Source organism: Brevibacillus sp. MS2.2, assembly GCF_013284345.1.
GTDB classification, from domain to species: Bacteria; Bacillota; Bacilli; order Brevibacillales; family Brevibacillaceae; genus Brevibacillus; species Brevibacillus brevis_C.
The window spans coordinates 287,016-304,524 of the sequence record NZ_JABSUZ010000002.1; the positions used below are offsets into that span (position 1 = coordinate 287,016).

The window sequence follows — 17,509 nt, forward strand, 5'->3', positions numbered from 1 at the left end:
CGTTTCTGTCTACTCTATATAGGAGGTGATGAAAATGATCAGCTGGGCTGATGTGAATGAAAAAGACTGGTTTTTTAATGAAGTAATGGAGGCCAGCAATTATTTGATGGCTGACGGAGAACCGTTCATTCAAGGAATTGCTTATGGCTCCTTTGAGAGTAATGCTCCTTACTTGTATGAGGAGCAGAAGGGCTCCACCGGACAAAAAGTATTTACCCTCGCAGCCAAATTGACACCGAGTGCAGATAACCCCCTCTTTGTCTATATTGACGGCACGCAAACCCTTTTCAAAGAAATTCGGCCGAATCAAACAGACCCGAACAAAACGGACGTCGAGCTGTATTACGCACCATCTGCCAACTCAGTTGTCGCTTTTTCCAGCTTCGGTAAGCCTGCCTTGGACCGTTTTGGAAAACCGATCCCCCCCAACTCCTCTTCCTTTGCTTACCCGAACAAACGCCTCGATAACGGAGACACGTATTTCTACAATCCGTTCAGCCGCCAATTCAACGAGTATTTGTACGCATATGGACGCTCCTTCAAGCGGATTGATGTGCCAGAAGAGGAATGGAAATCGACACCTGCCCAAGATCTCGCCAAAAAATATATCGGACTCAAGCAAGACGTCTACATGGTTAGTCCTGCTCCCGGAGCCACGATTTATCTTCCTTACAATCTAAACGGCGTACAGTTGCGCTTCATCTACAACAGCTACGAAAACGGCGCTCTGTTTATGCGAGGCGGTTATTTTTCGGTGAAAAGCCCTGGTGTATGGCGAAACGACCGCTTCTTTCCCAACGCCTACATCAATCGGGCAGAGGCTTTTCTGCTCATTGACCGGCTTCGGCGCTCTTTTTACCAACGCTTTACGGATTCACAACCTCCCACACAGCGGCTGGATGAATCCCACACGGCATACGAGGGGCAACGTGTTTTTCGCCTAAACGGTACCTATCCAGCGGGTAAAAAGCTGCTTGCCGTCAAAGTGGATGGAAAAGTGGTGAGCAGTTCCGACTATCAGGAATTTGATGATCATACGGTACTGTTCAACATGCCGCTTACGGCAGGTAAAAACGTTCATTTCTTCTATGTCAAAGAGATGAGCACCCGCTTTGAAGATGTCGGGCGTGAAAAATATATGTACAACAGCAATACCGGGGAAAAAATTGCGCTAAACGGTGGGATGGCAGGCAGCAAGCCTTCTTGGTGGGCACCATCCGTCCTCTCTATGGAAGACGAGCGGTTTGGCAACGGAGATTACTTGATCGAAGGAATTGCGATCAACAATTTCGTCGATGGAGCGGCTGTCGTCAACCATATGTACGAGGTATCGTCATCCAATGCGGAAGAGAAAGAAAAATGGTTCATGCCTTACTCGCTACTCACCCGGGCACAGGCCGTCTCTTTTTTGAATCGCTTTCGAAAATGGTCCCTGGAACGGTTTAAATAGGAGGTGTTTTCATGCAAACGATGTCTAATGAGTTGCGCAGAATTCTCTCCGAAAGACTCAAACTCGGAGAATTATCGAGGCCCGCTTGCCGCGTCGAGGTAGATCGACTGGTCTTCGTGCCGGGCCGTACCGAAGAACTCGATTTCATTATGAGTGATCCGCGGGAAGAGAAGACGCTGACCCGCACCATCATTCAAAATGGTACAGGAGAGGGCGGAACTGCTCTATCCAAGATTCCTTTTGTCTTTCCCGTAGAGGGCAAAAGCATCCGTGATATTACAGCCTATATGGGCGACAATCGCAACCACAAAGGGATCGATATCGCTTGTCCAGTCGGCACGCCTATCAAAGCTGCCTGGGCTGGCAAAGTAAAAAAAGTGACCGTGTCTGAAAAATATACGAGCTTTGGCTTTCGCGTAGAAATTCAGCATGCGGATGGCATATGGACCCGCTACGCCCATATGAGCGAAATCCACGTCAAAACAGGGGATTATGTCACGCAGGGCACCATAATCGGAAAAAGTGGCAATACAGGCGATGTCCGCTCTGCCGGCGTTACGAACATGGGCACCTATGATGATCCCAATTCCCCCCGCTCCAAAGGAAGAGGTGCTCATCTGCACTTTGAGGTCTGGAACGGACAAGCCGTCATCGATCCGTTTCCTTATATGAATGGCTCGAAGCATCTGTTCGCTGCCTCTTCCAATAGCGGCGCAGGAGTCACAACCGATGCCACCTATGTTGGAACGCCAGGAGCAACTCTTTTTGACGAACGCTTTACCAATAATACGTGGCACACAAAATCTGTCTATAAAGTAGACGAGCTGACCAAAAAGCTATCCATGATCGCCAGAAGCTCGACGGAGCATAGCAACCTCACCTTTACCTTTGATCCCAAAGGGTACAAGACTGTCTTCCCATCCCCTACCGTTACAACAGGCATGAATCTCAAGTTAACCTCCGTTCACCCCGGCATTTTTAGCATGGGGTTCTCCACCAACTTCGGTGAAGGTGCCGGCGAGCTGCGCGTTTTTTTCAATGGAAAAATGCAAATCAAGGTCAACAAATTCTCCGGGACAGAAAACGTAGAGATTCGTGATATCCCCTTTCCCAATGGCGAAATGGAAATCCGTATCGAGCTGTTTTGGAATGGAAAACAAGTCAATCGTTTTTCCCTCCAATACATTCAGATCAAGGAATTGCAGGGGCGACCTGACCTGTACGGGAACAAAGACAAAGTCGACCCGACTGTCCAGCAGGAGTTTTTTGAGGAACGGGAAATTACGAGCACCTTCATGCCTGGTCAGCCCCGAAAAGTATCGCTCCAGGTCGGAAAGTTCGTCTATATGGACACCCTTACTCTGGACAATATTAACCACATCGAAATGGACGACCAGTTTGAAATGGATTCATGTGAGGCACGGATCACAATTTCAAACCCGGGCGGCTACTACAGCCCGGACTATAATCCGTTTTACTTTCCCGAAACCTACAAGGAAACCCCTTGGTCTTATTTTGTGAATGGATTCCATGTCGGTGTCCTCTCTGAAAATACTCCCGTTCGGATCTACATGGGCTATGGTCTGAATTTGATGCGAGTCTTTACAGGCCTGATCGACAAGCTCGATTTAAATGGCGAGGAATCGACCATGACCATTTACTGCCGCGATATGTATAAGAAGATTTTGAACAAGGTCATTACCGAGGACAAGCAATATCCCCCAGATGTCGGACATTCTGCTGCACATGATACCAACGTTTTTTCCTCGATGTCTCGTCGGGACAAAATCATCTCAATGGCCAAAAAGCAGGCCAAGCAGCAGGGTCCCGAGCTCGATTATAAATTTTTGCTTGCCATTGCCGAGCATGAGACAAAAATGGGGACGCTGGGGAAAGGTCTGCCCCCAGGGGACTTCATTCTCGGGTATGGATGCTTTACCGGTGAAAAATGCGACCCGCAATACCAAGGGATCGAGCGTCAGCTCTATCGCGGAGCCGTTCGCTATCGGGAAGCCATGGCGAGCAAAGGGTGGCGTTTCCAATCTGTCGACGATGTCAAATTTTTTTGGCAAGGAGGAGACAAGGGAGCCTATCAATGGGCTGGCGATACGAATTGGCCTAACAGCGTGTGGCAAATCTATCAAAAGTTCCGTTCCAGCACGGAGTTTGATTCGATTCCAGAGTGGGAGGGTACCGCACCTGTTCCGACAGAGCCTGCTGCGAAAGCGGCCTATCTCAAATCGGCCATCGTACAAGACTTGATCGCCCATGCAGGAATGTATGGCTGGCGCAGCAATCCGCAAGACATTTACTACCCCTATGCCATTGTACAAGAGACTAGCTATACCCACGTGACGCAGGCAACAGGCAAGGTTTTCAAGGCTGTGCCTGATAAAGAGGGCGAATTCGTGGAAGTCGATGCCGAATCCATTTTGACCCCTAAAGGTTGGAAAAATCCTTTTATCGAGCCGCCCGGCCGCAAATTCGAATCGTATCAATACAAAGTGGGAGAAGCCATCGCGGAAATCATGAAAGATACAGATTTCCGTTCCTATTGTGACCGTTATGGGACGTATCGCTTGGAAGAGATTGATATGAATCGGCCGATTGTGGCTACGTATACGGAGCACGACAATTTGATCACGATTCATAAGACGATCGATTTTTCCCGTGGCAGAAGCCATCTTGTCATTTTGGACGAAGAAAATAAGGCTGGTCATTTCGTAGACACGGAGATTTTGATGGAACTGAAAGGCGAGGTCCGCACAGGCGTGAGGCACGTTCCTTTTGCGAAGACAGATGAGTTGAAGCGACTGGCCGCGCGACGATCGTTTTTTGATATAAAACGCTTGTGCCGTACGCTGCAAATCTCCATCCCCGGCAACCCTACCTTGGATGTCCTCGATCGCATTTACATTATCGACTCCAATACAACCACCCGCGAAGCGTATACCATCAAAGGAATCCGCACGATGTTTGATGCGGAGAACGGCTATATGCAAATCCTTGATTTATTTTGGAGCAACAACGAGGGGGCGATTGTGTAATGGCCGGGATTGCCAATGATTATTTGATTTACCCCATCCTCGATCTGATCCGTGATGAAGTGCACCGTACCACGACCGTCACAGCAGACCCGTTCTCAGAAGAACCCTCTGTACGTCTGATCCGGGAGCATCCCCTCGACCCGGAAAAGGTCACCGGTGCCAAGCTGTTTTACGAGTCTGGCTACATGCTGGATATTTCCCTCACGTTTGGCTCTACAGACACTACCACCTTCCCGCTTGAAGTCGATCAGCTCCATCCAGACTGGGAGTACTATTCTCTTTGGCGCTTGACCTCGGTTACCGCTGCGGGATACGCACCTGACGGAAAAACGGTAGGATCTTACCTGATCCGTCTACTCTATGATACGAGGGGCCTCTTAACTGGCACCGATGTCCTTCGTATAGAGAAAGAGAGGTGAGTACAAGTGGGCTTCTCCGTTGTTTATTCGGGCGGGGGCGTGATCGACAAGGTACGAGAGCTCCCCTATCCGCACTTTTCCAAATTTACCGAGCCCTTCATTCGCGGACGCATGCTTGATGTGACCGCGTCCAAGCAAGTCTTTTCCGATACCTATGCCCTTCCCTATCCGACAGAATTTTTATCCGTAGCTTTTGCTACCAATAATTACTGCGTCGGCGATTACTGGGAGCTGAGTCTGGACGGCGTGAAGGTCTGTGAAACGATTTATACCAAAGAGCTCCCGGAGTCCGTCTCGATGGGAAACAGCTTTGGGATCGTCTATCCGTTGAAGCCAAATGCGCAGGTCCGCTTTGACTTCCACAACATTTCAGGTACAGAAAAGAAAGTTTGGTACAATGTGAAATTTTTACGAAAGAAACTGTAAAGGAGGCGTATGGATGCCTAGTAAACAAGTAGCTTGGATCGAGGGCGAGGTCACAGCCGATTTGCTCATCAACAAGCTGGCTGATGAAATCGTCAATGCCAAAATCCCGGATACGAAGAACCGCTGGGAAAAGGTGTTTGAAGTCAAGGAAGATACGTGGGTTACGTATAAGAAAACTACTGTTGCGGATACGCAAGGGACGTACAAGCATACGGATGGGAAGAGTTATCCGGTTTATGTGTTGCCGGATGTGCGGGAGTTGAGAGCCTCAAATTCAGGAATTCCGCTCGTTGATGAAGATGGTTATGTCTATGAAACTCTCAACAATACCAATACAAGGTCCGGTAAAAAAATCCAGGTCAAGGAATTTGTCTATAAGGATGCTGAAGGCAACGATATGACTCTTTCTGTTCCAGGACTACTGGTGGTTAATATCGATGATGCTGATCCTACTAACACTGTCGGTAAGAAATGCTATGTACTCCTTCAAGGTAAATACGAGCTTGATGGGGTTACTTTTACACCCGGTGTCGAATGGAACGAGTACAAGATCATGACACAATTGCCTTCCGATTGGAACGACCTACTTTCAAAAACGAAATGGACTACCTATTATTCGGGAGGTTACACCACTTACGTTAGTGCCCCACTATACAAATTCGGAATGGTCAAATACATTGCCAACCCCGTCCATCACTACGACCGCACTGTCGTCCTAAAAGCCGTTCCTGACGTACCTTCGGGCCAAACGCCTAACGATTATTTCGTCATGCTGAAGCATCCTATCCAGCAATACAACTACTTGGATGTGTCGTATGGCAAAGGCTTCACAGGCAAAAATCCGGTTGGAAACTCTGCCGATACCTACCTGCTAGCCTGCGATAATAGTAACGTTATTCCCGGTAAAGTACCTGTCGTCATCGATCAAAAACAGGCTGAACTCCAGTACAACAAATGGAACAATCCCGATGATACCGACAAATACACTCCACCTCACGAAGCATGGGCACTCGATTACGATGACAAAGTAGAAATCAAAAGCCCTTCCTCCCACTTTTTCTATGGTGCCGACTCTGTCGTCTCCTGGGTACCAAACAAGAAGCGTCGCCCAGACTACTGGGTCGAATACAATCTCTCCATCAGCAATGATCGTGTAGCAATCGTAATTGAGGGTGACCCTTCGCCTGATATGGATGCCTACTACAGCAGCTTTGCTTATATCGGAAAGACCATTCCTTTTGCTGACTATGATCACAAAGGCAATTTTGGAATTACAGTCGGCATGGGTGATTTGACAAAGGAGAAATCAGGCTTCCTTCCTGCCGACATCAAACAGGACACCAATCCTAACTACTCGGGCTGGGGACGCTATACCTCCAACGGCATGTATTCCTTCTCCATGCTGCAAACCCGAAGCTCCGTCTACTTTCAAGCGTACTACCCTGCCTTCATTACCCAGCTTCCCAAATACGATGGCGTGGGCACAATCCCTCCTGAGCTGTCCAAGATGGTACTCGAAGCAAACGGCTTCCAAAGCTCGAAATGGACGAAGAAATATCATGCATCGCCAATCTATCTGGTACACCAGTTCGAAGGCTATCGGGGCTACCTCGACAGTGTTGTAGCAATCGAGGACCATAATCTGATCAACAAGGACGAGCTCGTCGTAGATACAGAGGAACCAAAAGATCCGAAGGACCCCGCTGCCGGAACCTGGACAGAGGTATACAAGTTCTTCCGAATCAATACCCCCGTCAACTTCTTCAAGTACTCCCCCAACCCTACTGATTGCACCATCGCTATCTTAAAAGAAGTATATTAAAGGAGGAATTTCACATGGCCAATTTTAAATACATTGAAAAAATCACCACTTCTAAAGAGCTCCTGGATACGATTAAATCCGAAATTGAACAACTTACTAACTATACCTTTAACCCAGCCGCCGGAGAGACACAAGAAAAATCAACCTGGACGGTCATGACCGACCTCACCAAAAAAGATTCCGCTTCTGGCAAAACCTCCGAGCTAGTCTTAAAGGGCATCTCCAAGATTAACAACGAGACCAAAGATTTTTATGTCAAATTCGTAAATCCAGGCTTCACCAACCCGAAGGAACACAGCTCCTTGACGGTTCAAGTATTGGCAGACTACAATTCCACAGCCAAAACCTTCGGAACAGAAGGACATCCAGTTAATTTTGAATGGGCTGACGAGAAATTCGTCACGAGTGACAAACGACCGACAGATCGTACGATTGATAAACCTGTCTACCTGTACATGAACGTGATGAACAATCGCCTTTCCCTCGTAGCTGTTGGCGATCCGGCTGTTCACTTTGAAGATTATCGCAAGAGCTTCCTGTATGTGGGCGCACTGAAACCATTCAAGTACAACATGGATGATGTGGTTGGAAACATCATGCTGACGGCTGGTGCTGTCGCTGCTGAGCCTGCTACGCCAATCGCCCCACACGATTATGGTCAATACACCTCTTTTGGCAACAACACCTTGCAAATGCTGGCGACAAAATCGGGCATTCGCTTCCAAAAACACTACCCTGCCTTCATTACCCAAGCTCCACAGCCTGGCAAGGCATATTCCGATAGCAAGCTCGGGGACACGGGTCTTCTTCTGGAGCCACAAGGCTTTAACGCATCTGCTTGGACACGCCGTTACCATTTGAGTCCGATTTATGTCGTGCATGGCTACGATGGATACCGCGGCAGCCTGGATGCATGCATTGCTGTTTCGAAAAACAACATTCTCCACTTGGATGAATTGATTATTGATGTCGATCCGAGCGACACGACCAAGAAACACAAGCAGGAAGTTTACCGCTATTTCGACCACAATACCGAGCAGAATTTCATGAACTACTCCGCCAACGTAAAAATGGGGGTCGCTTTCCTGAAGGAAGTTCGCTACTAAAAGAAGTCCCTCTAAAACCGTATAGCTAGCAAAAGGGGGAAAACTAGAACGCATCTCTGGTGTTCCCCCTTCTTTTTGGGAGGTGAACCATTTGACCGGGATTTCTTCTCTAACAACCTATCAATTCAGACTTGCAGACCACTACGCTTCTATTCGCAACTATATCGGAAAAGTAACCTTTACGACCTCGCCCTCCCGTAAGTATTCCTTCGTCTATATTCCCTACGGACAAAGTGCCAGTATGGTTATGCTGGATTATTTGCTCGCGAATCGAAAATCATTTGCCGCTGACCTTCAAGACTCCTTGCAGGATATGATCCGGAATGATACTAGCATGGCCAGTCCCATGGAGCTTGTCGTGGTATCCGATCGCTCACCGCTTAAAGAGAGCTTGCTTCAGGACGAGACCTTGGACGCTGACCGAATTATTAAGCAACCATTACAAGTTATTCGTCGCGTTCATTTATCGGATCGGATCAAAACAGCAGGGATGGCACAGCTCGATCCAACCCAAATGTCCGTGCGCGTAAATAAGGATGAGCTGCATATTGATTTGCCACCAGCATCGGCAAGCCGTTCCATTTCTACCGAAGCTGCCGTTGGGAAAGAGAAACCTAGCGCAACACGAACTGAGCGATTCGCAGGAAAAAAGATAAACGAATGGTTCACGGGAGAGCGTACTTCTACATTTGATGTATTCATCAACACCGAAAGAAGCTTGGCTGAGCGAAAGTTTTGGGCTTCTCTCTTTGTGCAGATGGAAAGAGAATACGCAACCAGATCAATCACTCACAACCTATCTATTGAGAACAGCCTACCTCTTTCCAGCCGGGATAACAGACATGCCATGTTTACAGATTGGTCCCGTTCCATTGGCGAGCGTCATTTTGCGTTCGAGATGACCCGACACCTCGTGCAAGCCTTCCACCGGAGGAAAACACAGCCGACGAAGGTGCTTCGCGATATGGACTGGGCTTACCTCAAAGCCCGTCAGTATGACGCCTTGCTGCATTTCCTACAACGTGCAAGCAGGATTGCTACGCAAGACTTAGCTATCCATCGAGCTTCTACAGGTTTTCGAAGCATCCGTCAAGATGGTTCCCTTTTACAAACGCACGACTGGGGCTATCGAGATTTCACGCGTCTTCTCTCCCTCGATTCCTTTTCACCAACAGCCTTCCGACCCTACCAAAATGACTTGTTCATCAATCACTCTCGACTCCATGCTACTCGTCCCTATCAATCCTTAGGCACACTCATGACGGAATATGCAATCGGGAATCGGGACGTGGTTTCAGACCTCGCTATTTTCCTATCACAGATTACGGGAACCCGAACGATTCAAACAGATGCTTCGCTCATGACCTATCTGGAACAAAGCTCCCGCCACAACTGCCACCCCTTGTTTGTTCCCAATCCCATCAATGATTCTCTTCGTGAAAAAACCAATCCGCTCTGGATTCCTCAGCACTTCGAACTCGGAAAGAAAGATCTTTCTCGCTCCACTTCGATTATCAGGGATGATGTTCGCGCAAATCGCCAGCTCTTGCATGCTGCTCATCTTTGGGAAAAGGAACGCCCCATTAATCTGAGTGGGGGCAAAGCACCTAAGCCATCTTTTTATCAGAATGAGGATGACATTTTCGCCAACCTGGAAAATGTACGCCCAAGTCTTCTACAAGAATGGCTCGCTGCCCAGCTCTATTCTCGCGAAGCAACTATGGATGGCTTGTTGGCAGAAGAGATGATCTTCGCAGCAATGTTACGCTTACTGCCCGCTCATCTTTTGGAAGACATCCTTGCTTCCAAAGAATTTCCTTCCCACCTGATGGACGACATGATTTTTGCCTCGCGCCTTACAGACGGCCAAAGCATTCTGGAAGCACTCATGGAATGGGCACTGACCAACAAGACTTTCGATGCTTACGTAGATGAGGAATTTTTGGAGGGTGTGCGGACGCGGGTTCAGGCATTGATTGAATCGGAGGTCATTTTCAGTAAAGCCTTGCAAGACAGGGCCGGCATTCTTTCCTTTGAGACATGGGAGTCCACCCGTCCGAACGAGGTTCTCTCGCATCTGGAGGAAGACGGGGTTGCAGGAAAACGGGAAGTTTTGCTCTCTTCCACGGTTGATGAGGCAGAAATCACCAGCCAAATGGAGGCAGCCCCTGCAACTATTGCAGAAGCACTCGTTGGCGAAGATGTATTCCGTCCAGCCGAGCTGCAAATTGAGCATCCTTTTAGTTACATGGAACCCGATCCGTCCTTTTTGTTTGACGAGCATACAGCCCGTAAATCTGCTCACGCCAGTGATCTTGACGAGTTGCCGGTCACCGCACTGCTGCGCAGCAGAATCACGGAATTGTGCAGCGGCTATCTCTTCGCTACCTCCCCACATGAACGAGCCAGTTACCTCCTCGATTTATACGATGTGGCAGAAAAAAGCGCACGTGATGGAGAACTGCAAGACGATGAATGGCGAAAGTATGCCAAGCTCGCGCTGGAACAAACGGTATTGCATGAGCAACTGATTGCCTATCAGCCAGAAGCAGCAGCTCATTTGATCGAATCCATCCTCAGCTACAAGCAACTGGATCAAGCTGTTATCAACACGGATTGGATAGCTAACAACCAAGAGCGCGCTACCTCTCTTCTCACTCAAATCATGGGTAAAAAAGAACTCGCAGACGCCGTCATCCTGGAATACTTGGCTGGCCAATTGGATCACAGAAAAGGACATATCGAGCAACCATTACTTTCCGTTCGCGACTACAAGAAGGCGTGGGCAGATCGTATAGAAGAAATAGGACAAGGTTTAGTCTACGACTACTCGGATGATGTACTCGAAGCTGAACATGATCCAGAGCATTGGTCAGGTGGTTTTTCTGTTCCAGAAGTATACGATCCCCACGATCCATTCAATGCGTACTATCCATGGACGACAGATATGAATGCGCTCGCGATGGGGCAAGACAACTGGACTCGTTTTGGTTCTGGCACATGGGAGCATAATCGCGACCAAGGCACATTTACCCATCCAAAAGGCTCCAGTGGCATGAGTGGCTTCATCCGAAACGACTTTACCTATACAGACTATCAGTTTGAGGTCGATTTCAAAGTCGATGAGCCCGCAGATGGTGACAGCGCTGGCATCGTGTTCAAATATCACAACGCTCAGAACTACTGGATGTTTGTCGTCAGTGACGGAAGCGCCAGCGGTATGCCGCGACCCATGCAGCTTTTTAAGGTAGAGAATGGTAGATCAATCATGTACTCTACCCCAATGAACCCGTTTGCCTGGGAAAAAGAGAAATGGTACACGCTGCGTGTTTGGGTTACGGGTAACCGCATCCGCGTCTGGGTAGATCATAACCTGCAATACGATTTTACGGATTAGAGGTGATCATTTTGGGTCATACGTTTGGCATTTTTTCTAAATCTGTGGGCAATGTCACATTCGGAAAAATGCGCTCCTCATTGGTAGAGGGCGCATTCCACCCGAATCATCCGGACAATCCGGACAGCCCCAATCGGCCTCGTGCAGAGGATCGTTACGCTGGGTATCAGAATCCGCTCTTAGGTGATCCCGGCAAAGGTCAGATCGGCCGTTGGCAGACGGTCAATCTCGATTCTCTCGAAAACATGATTGATCAGATGATTGAGCAATTTGTCCGAGACAAAAATTGGTACGCCAAGGTTCGTTGCCGCGAAGCGCTTTGGAACATGTACCGTCGCCTGGAATGGTGGGTCAACCAGCAAATCGATCCGCAAAAAAACGACTACCAGCGCGCCTTGCTCATGGTACGCGATTGCATTTACAAAATCCTGAAAAACGCTGAGCAGCCAGATGGAACCCACCAAAATGTTTCGCTGCCAGTCTGCCCGGCTCCTTACTATCATCATTTTAGTGGCTACTATCTCAATCATTACGATGCCATCGATAAAGAAGTCCCGACCTTCGATATGCGGACCCTCCCGCTGTCAGACAAGTTTCACGGCTTGTTCCGCTACGTCTCCTCCACCGAGGATCAGGAATGGAAGATGGTTCACTCCGTCGGCTCCAATGAGATGGCGGGGAACGAAAATATCATGAAGCTGGATGTGACCACACTCAAGCATGGCAACTCCAGTAAAGTAACATTTCAATGGCGCTTTAAAAAGCAAGGTTTCATTCGTTTCAAGTACATGGCTAGCACCGCTCCTGGCGATGGGTTGCTGTTTTTTATTAACAATAATCAGGTTGGCGGGGAATGGAATCAAAACAGCAACTGGCAGGAAGCGAAGTTTCACGTCAAGCCGGGGCAGACGTATAAGTTTGATTGGTTTGTGCGTAGGATGAGTGATCGGCGGTTTGGGGAAAATGCGGTTTATGTTAAAGATGTAGAGTGTGTTGAGGTGGTGCAGAGCTTGGATGAGCAGACGCCGCCGGATGTGGATACGTTGGGGGATGCAGCTTATAACATTCCAGGGTGGGAATGGATTACGTTTTCAGATAAGAGCATCATCACCACTTATTTTTCAGGAGTAAACGATACACTTTCAAGGAAAGTTCAGAGAGTACTTGATGCGGAGTGCGCTGGAGATTTCAGTTTTCAATACGAAATGGGAGTGGATAACCCGCCATATACGGATGAATCTGCTCTATTTTTCGATGAAAGATTTGCTTCCCGTACCCAAATCGGCGAAGGAGTACGAGGAAGTACCGCGGTCTCACAACATGGGTGGCAGTGGTCATTAGATGGACGTTCCTCCTCCACTCAAGAAGATTCAGCTATCATTTCCTATGATATTGAAATTGGTGACAACTGTACCGTTGATTTAACAGGAGATGTCCAACTGATTTGTCCACCACTAGAGATTGATCACTATGAGGAACGAACCACCAATGTTTCTGATCCTTTAAACTTCTCCTTCACCGGGGTGAGTCACTGGGAATGGAAGTCGATTCCCGGACTTGGCAGCGGAATTTATATGCAGGACCCTATTGTTTCTGGAAATGGAGATGCCACCTATACTTTTGAGCTTGAGGCTGATGGGTGGATTGAGTTTAGTTTTACCACTGGTTTACGTGATACAGAAAGACTCCTCGTCATTATCAATGACGTACAACAACTAGAAGCAACGGGAGATGAATGGGAGAAAAATGTACAGCTCCCATTAGTAAAAGGCCGCAATACCGTTATTTTTCGAATTCAAGATGACCTGACAGAAGAACCCCTTGAAGAAACTTATCCTGGTGAATTCTCTTATCGCTCGTCAAGCGGCAAACATAAAACACCAATGGGCAGCTATATTGATGTAGACCGGGAATGGAAAACAGACAGAAACTCGAGTTATACAAAAGAAGATCGTGCAGAAAATGTTTACGACATCTTCCTGAACCCTGGTTCCTCCTTTGACTTTTCGGAAGAACTGGAGCTGAAAAGTCTCGTTGATGAATCAGAGGAAGATGAATATGAAGTAATTTTCTCTGAGGATTTCAATGATCGCGATAATTATGCACGTGAAATTCGTGTCGATGACAATTGGGAATGGGAAGATATCGTTACTCGTTATCATGGAGAAGGTCACGGAGGAGACGGCGTACTTAAGGTCGAGAATAAAGACGGTACCCGGAACCGCCTTTATGTCGAGAATATAGATTTGGATGAACCGGGGTTCGTAAAGTTCGAATATGGCGGTTCCTTTTCAGACTACGAATATCTCAGTTTATATAGTAACAATCGGTTAATTTGGTCTGAAAACAAAAGCACAAGTGATCCTCTTGGTCATACGGTAGTAGTTCCACTTAGCCGAGGAAAGCAAACGTTAAAGTGGGTATTTGAAGATTACGATGAAGTTGAGGTTGAGGACCCCGATTTAGATTATGAGCCGCCTACGAAACCAGATCCTTCTACAGGTGGCGAGCAGTGCTATCCGGCTGGAACAGAGACTTATCTGGCTGAATACGGTGTTAACTATGATCCTCAGCCAGTTCGTGAATCCAAAAGAAAGTTTAGAGTAGCCTGGAACACCAATGCTCATAGACCCATTAAGATTTACTATGATGGTTCAGTACCCATTGCTCAAGGTACCGAAAAAGATGGTTTTACAATCAGACGGCATATTAATAACTCTCCCATTACAACAGCCAAATATTCAGAGCGATTAAAAATCTATGCTGGTAAAGGCTATAATGTTCCAAATGCATTCGATGTCCCTGTCAAATGGGTTTTCCGCTCTCATCCTGACGCTGCTAAAAAGACACCGATACACTATGACAATACCTATGTGATAACATCCGAACAGGTTGCAAATAAACACATTTCCTCTACTTATTGGTACGTTGTATTTGACAGTGTGGGGAACGAACATTTAGAAGTTGAGTTTGACTATCAATACTATTGTTACGAACTAGATAGTCAACAAGGTAATAAAAATGGGCGACAAGTCTCTACGAGAAGATTATATGGTTACGCAATAGCGACGGAATATGAACCTAAAACGAATTCTCATCTATTTGTAACACGTAGAGGTATTGGCTGGAATACCCCAACAATCACAGCCACAGGTAATACGAGGATGAATGTAGGGAACATACAGAATCCCTATAAAATAAAAGATTGGAGCGGCGCTAAACACCATGGTCCCAAAAAATTTTATTGTAATAAGCCAGGTCCCTACTGCATTGTCTTTGACGTCCGACGAACTTTTTTTAAAGACTCAACGTTTGGAAAAGATGGTATCCCCTATTACATCGCTATTCGCAATCTCAAATTAACATCCAATAAACACCGTAAATTCAGCAACAACTATGACGACACTAAAGTAGAAGTTACTGTAACGGATATAACCAATCGAACAATTATTGATTCCTACCCCTTATCAGCAGGTCCTACAGGTCAGGCTGAACATTTCATAGAGTACGATGTCCCTCTAGGTAAACACTATCGTTTTGATTACAAGCTTTTAAAGGGAATAAGCCAGAGGGGAGGATTAGATGACAACGGAGGTGTCTTTACTCTAAGTCAAGGAAAAGCGGTAGAAAAGTGGTCTAAATATTGTATCGATAAACTAGGCTCCACTTATCCAAGAGACCAATCTCCATATGAACCCAATCTCCCTCCACCAACTCAAGTCATCATACCTGACGACTCCTGGTGTTGGATCGATACAATCGAGATCAGGCAAAGTAAAAAATCAAAACCATGCCGTGATGCCTATGTCCGCGTAAGAGTTCACGACGAAGACAACGGAACCATCCTATCCGAAGAGAAATACTCTGATTTTGATGATATTCAAACAATTAAGGCTGCCATTACCAATGATTCTGACGAAGGGAAAAATTATTCTATCCGAATCAAGTTCTATACGGATTGCGATGCCGAAGCGAGATTAAGTAATGGAGAATATACCTTCCACGATAAACTCCCCCTCCCTAAATCATCGGCGTTTGTCTACAATTTCAAAACAACAGCCAACGTCCCAATATGGATGGGCGGATGCAACGGCAGTAATATTCAGGTAAACATCTATGATCAAACAGGCAACAAACTTCAAAACACTACTGTTAATCTGTCCGGAAACTACGACTTTACCCTCGAAAACCTATCCAAACCCAACATTACCAAAGTACGCGTTGAAATTACTACAGAACAAAAAGGCGAAATAAGCGAGTGGACTGGTAAAAGTTATTTGACTACGTTCAAGCTACGAAATTTCAAGGCATCGGAAAATTGGACAATTGTCCCCTCTCCTTTTAATAGCCAATTGGACTTTTTCATTGATGGCGTTCTTCGAGGCAGCTATACAAATGCTGGTGGATCTCCTGTGTTTCAAGTAGATAGAGGAAGACATACTTTCACCTGGGTATTTACAGCAAAAGGTACAACAGAGGTCTGGGATTACTGCAATATCGACTACATCAAACTAACCAACTGGATCTGCGACAAGGTCCTCGTCACCCCCTACTGCGATCCTGGCAGCGGAGACAAATGCGTCGAAGCACTGATCAAATGTTTGCTCGCGATCTGGAAACAACGCCCTGAGGCATGTGTGATTGGCAAACGAATATGGCTATTTACGTAAGGAGGTACTTCTATGAGTGTAGTTTCTCGGCGTAAATCGGGGTTTCTCTTCGAGGATTCTTTCGATTCTCTTACCCTCGATTCCAAGTGGAACATGACACCGAATGATTCTTCAAGGTGGTCTTTAACAGACGCACCAGGCTCTCTCCGTTTAAAAGGCGGGGCTGAGCCACTTCAACTCTTTTTAGACACACTTACCCCCGTGAAACAATTCGTCCTCGATATGAAAAATTCATACAATCCGAAAGCTTCCGATAGCACAGGCGGATTGACTGTCTTCATAAACCACAATGACTTTTTCCACGTCGAAGAGTATTACGATGCAACGCAAGGCACTGCGAAAACCTTCCCCTGGCTCCGACTAGTACGTGACTACAATACCTACACCGCGTATTGGTCCGAGGACGGCGTCATCTGGCACATCATCGGTTCGGAAGAATTCAATCGCCTGGCTCCCAAAATCGGTATGTTTCTCAACAGCAGCGCTACAGACGACTATCTGGACATGGAACACGTCCGCGTTTTCTCCCTCCCCACTCTCACTGTTTCAAACCTCTCCCCCGGCACCCGCGTGGAGCTGCTCGATTCCACAGGAGCCGTTGTCGACTCCAAAACGTGTCGGACAAGCCAAACATCCATTCAATTTGATATGACTCAGCGTCCTATCCCTTTCACTGGCTCTCTTCGTTTTGCGGAAGCAGACGGCAAAACAACGATTAGCTCCAGCGACCAGATGAAAATGTGGGGCGGCGACGAATACGACTTTTCCCCCTCTCCCACCCTCTTTTTTATCGATGGCGAAGGAAATGAGGTCCACCTGCAAGACAACACAGAGGAGTTTCTCGGTCATATGCTCCAAGGCCAGTACAAGGAAGTAAAAATGATCGCCCGAAATACCATGCTTCATGGAACTTTTACGGGTATCCAAGGTGTTCTCACTTCCTATGCAGGTACCGATCAGTACAAGCGGCTTGTAGATGTCGCCGTAGACCAAAACGGTGTGCCCGGCACGTGGGACGATTCTTTCACCCTGCCGGATACTACCGCAGGAAATGAACAAGTTTTCTGGACGCGGATTTCCCGAGAAACAGATCCAGCACTCGTAGATAAAACGACGCATGTCCATTTCGGGCTTAATTTGTCCGCCGTTTATACCAAATAAATCGAAAAGGA

Annotated in this window: 9 protein-coding genes; all 9 read left to right on the forward strand. The window is 47.2% G+C overall.

The genetic code is table 11. From position 1 onward, the window contains the following. Positions 1-34 precede the first annotated feature (34 nt). The 9 genes from HP568_RS02940 (at position 35) to HP568_RS02980 (ending at position 17,498) form a co-directional block, all read left to right on the forward strand. Positions 35-1,450 (forward strand): hypothetical protein, encoded by a 1,416-nt coding sequence (locus HP568_RS02940; RefSeq protein ID WP_056494792.1) that lies wholly within the window; start codon positions 35-37, stop codon positions 1,448-1,450. A gap of 11 nt (positions 1,451-1,461) precedes the next feature. Then, entirely contained in the window at positions 1,462-4,497 is a 3,036-nt protein-coding gene (locus HP568_RS02945) for a M23 family metallopeptidase (RefSeq protein WP_173628270.1), read from the forward strand. Then, the gene (locus tag HP568_RS02950) at positions 4,497-4,916 is read left to right on the forward strand and encodes a hypothetical protein (protein ID WP_173628271.1); all 420 of its coding nucleotides are present in this window, start codon (positions 4,497-4,499) and stop codon (positions 4,914-4,916) included. Before HP568_RS02945 ends, HP568_RS02950 begins: the two co-directional genes overlap by 1 nt. Positions 4,917-4,922: 6 nt before the next feature. Beyond that, positions 4,923-5,342 carry a hypothetical protein gene (locus HP568_RS02955; protein ID WP_007717420.1) on the forward strand — a complete coding sequence of 140 codons (420 nt, stop codon included), beginning with the start codon at positions 4,923-4,925 and terminating at the stop codon, positions 5,340-5,342. Positions 5,343-5,355: 13 nt separating this feature from the next. Next, positions 5,356-7,164, forward strand: a complete 1,809-nt coding sequence (locus tag HP568_RS02960; protein ID WP_173628272.1) for a hypothetical protein — start codon at positions 5,356-5,358, stop codon at positions 7,162-7,164. Positions 7,165-7,178: 14 nt separating this feature from the next. Continuing rightward, the gene (locus HP568_RS02965; RefSeq protein WP_173628273.1) at positions 7,179-8,270 is read left to right on the forward strand and encodes a hypothetical protein; all 1,092 of its coding nucleotides are present in this window, start codon (positions 7,179-7,181) and stop codon (positions 8,268-8,270) included. Between the two features lie 82 nt (positions 8,271-8,352). Beyond that, complete coding sequence (locus tag HP568_RS02970; protein ID WP_309142199.1) at positions 8,353-11,667, forward strand: 3-keto-alpha-glucoside-1,2-lyase-like domain-containing protein; 3,315 nt, start codon at positions 8,353-8,355, stop codon at positions 11,665-11,667. A 2-nt stretch (positions 11,668-11,669) separates the two neighbouring features. Next, positions 11,670-16,337 carry a hypothetical protein gene (locus tag HP568_RS02975; protein WP_309142200.1) on the forward strand — a complete coding sequence of 1,556 codons (4,668 nt, stop codon included), beginning with the start codon at positions 11,670-11,672 and terminating at the stop codon, positions 16,335-16,337. A gap of 12 nt (positions 16,338-16,349) precedes the next feature. Then, a complete protein-coding gene (locus HP568_RS02980) occupies positions 16,350-17,498 on the forward strand; it encodes a beta-xylosidase family glycoside hydrolase (protein WP_173628275.1) in 1,149 nt (382 codons plus the stop codon). Positions 17,499-17,509: the final 11 nt, after the last annotated feature.